This is a genomic window from Streptomyces sp. DvalAA-14, from assembly GCF_900091855.1.
Lineage (GTDB): Bacteria > Actinomycetota > Actinomycetes > Streptomycetales > Streptomycetaceae > Actinacidiphila.
In genome coordinates, this window is the sequence record NZ_FMCH01000418.1 from 1 (window position 1) to 2094 (window position 2094).

General features: G+C 73.8%; 3 protein-coding genes. All 3 read right to left on the bottom strand.

The annotated features are described in order from the left end of the window. Window positions 1-237: 237 nt before the first annotated feature. A complete protein-coding gene (locus GA0115240_RS37125) occupies window positions 238-408 on the bottom strand; it encodes a hypothetical protein (protein ID WP_176725141.1) in 171 nt (56 codons plus the stop codon). Window positions 409-514: 106 nt separating this feature from the next. Then, window positions 515-1069: a tRNA (adenosine(37)-N6)-threonylcarbamoyltransferase complex ATPase subunit type 1 TsaE gene (gene tsaE / locus GA0115240_RS22230; protein ID WP_093738910.1), complete on the bottom strand. Its 555-nt coding sequence runs from the start codon at window positions 1067-1069 to the stop codon at window positions 515-517. Window positions 1070-1080: 11 nt separating this feature from the next. After that, a partial coding sequence (locus tag GA0115240_RS22235) for an alpha/beta fold hydrolase (protein ID WP_141708930.1) occupies window positions 1081-2094 on the bottom strand: 1014 nt, incomplete at its 5' end.

A 2094-nucleotide genomic window follows, 5' to 3' on the forward strand; every position in this document is an offset into this window, starting at 1 on the left:
GCGAACAACCCCCACCGGCCCGCAGCCCGGAAACCACCCCAACCAGCCCCCCACCCAACCGCCACCGCCCACCCCGCGGCCGTCGAAGTGCCGGCTCGGACGTGTCCGGCAGGGCGGCGAGGGTGCGGGCCGCCGCGCAGGCCGCCACAACCAGGGGGTACCCCCGACGCCCCACCAGGGGCGCGAGGAACTGCGCGAACAACCCGCACCGAACCGCCACCGCCCACCCCGCAGGGGTCAGGCCGCGTCGCGGTTCGGTTGACGTCGAGGTGCCGGCTCGGACGTGTCCGGCGGGGTGGAGAGGGTGCGGGCCGCCGCGCAGGCGGCCAGGACGTCGCGGACCGACGGGACACCCGCGGGTCGGACAGAAGCTTCGGTGGGCTGATCGTGCGGGTGCTGGTCCGACATGCGCGCCTCCTCGTACCGAGAAGTTAGGCAGCCCTAACCAGGTGCCCGCACCCAGCAGACCACGGCCGCCCTCCCCTGCGCAACATCTTCCCGACAGCCTGTCGGTTCACACCAGCAGCGGGCTCAGATCCTCCTTGGCCCAGCGCGGCCCGACCCCGGTCACCGTCACCTCGCGGACGTCGTCCGCATCCTCCGCGCCCGCCGGGCCCGCCGCCGCGCCGACCGTGCGGGAGATGACCACGTGCAGCCGGGCGTCGGAGAGGTCCTCGACCTTGCCGTCGCCCCACTCCACGACCACCACCGACTCCGGCAGCGACACATCGAGGTCGAGGTCCTCCATCTCGTCCAGGCCGCCGCCCAGCCGGTACGCGTCCACATGCACCAGGGCGGGGCCGCCGCAGAGGGAGGGGTGGACCCGGGCGATGACGAAGGTCGGCGAGGTGACGGCGCCGCGGACGCCGAGACCCTCGCCCAGCCCACGGGTCAAGGTGGTCTTGCCCGCGCCCAGTTCACCACTGAGCAGCACCAGGTCACCGGGGGTCAGCAGGGTGGCGAGCCGCCGCCCGAGTTCATGCATGCGCTCGGGGTCGCGGACGGTGATCCGGACCACAGGAGCGTCCTGGTCCGTACCGGTCGGGTACGGGTCATGCGAAGTGCCCATGAAGGCGAATGCTACGCGTCGGGGGCCGCCGAGAGCTCCCGAAGCCGCGGCGCGACCGGCGCGCGTACGGTCTCGGCCGCCGCCGCGATGAGCCGGGCCAGCGCGCTGTCGACCAGCTCCGGCCGCTCCATCAGCACCAGGTGCCCGGCGCCCTCGACGATGATCAGCTCGGCGTTCGGGAGCTTCTCGGCGATGTCGGCGCTGTGCGCGCTGGGCGTCAGCAGATCCTTGTCGCCGGCCATCACCAGCGCCGGCATCCCGTCCAGTACGGCGAGCGCGGCGCCCTTTTCGTGTTCGGTGAAGGCCGGATAGAACTCGGCCACCACGTCGATCGGGGTGGATTCGATCAGCCGCTCGGCGAAGCGGCCGACCGCCGGGTCGATGTCGTCGGCGCCGAAGGAGTAGCGCTTGATGATCCCGGTGAACAGTTCGGCGGTGGCCCGGCGGCCCCGTTCCACCAGTTCCGCCTGGCTGCCGAGTATCCGCAGCAGCCCGGGGGCCACCGCCCGGAAGGCGCGCGCCCCGGCGGCGGGCAGGCCGAGGGTGACGGCGGCGAGCTTGCCCGCCGAGGTCGAGATGAAGGCCACCCCGGCCACCCGCTCCTTGACGTAGTCGGGGAACTGGTCGGCGAAGGCCATCACCGTCATGCCCCCCATGGAGTGCCCGACCAGGACCACCGGGCCCTCGGGGGCGGCCGCGTCGAGTACTGCCTTCAGGTCGCGGCCCAGTTGGTCGATGGTGGCGCGCCGGCCGGCCAGCTGGTCGCGGCCGCGTTCGCTGCGGCCGTGGCTGCGCTGGTCCCAGTAGACGGCCCGGACCGTGCCGCGCAGGGCGGCGCGCTGGAAGTGCCAGGAGTCCTGGGTGAGGCAGTAGCCGTGCGAGAAGACGACCGTGACCGGCAGCCCAGGCGGTGGGGCGGCCCTGCCCTTGCCCGCCGGCGGCCGGCGCAGCCAGCCGCGGCCCCGCTTCTGCGGCTGCTCCGGCACCGGCACCGGCGGCGGCGCGTCGGCCTCCTCGACCTCGAA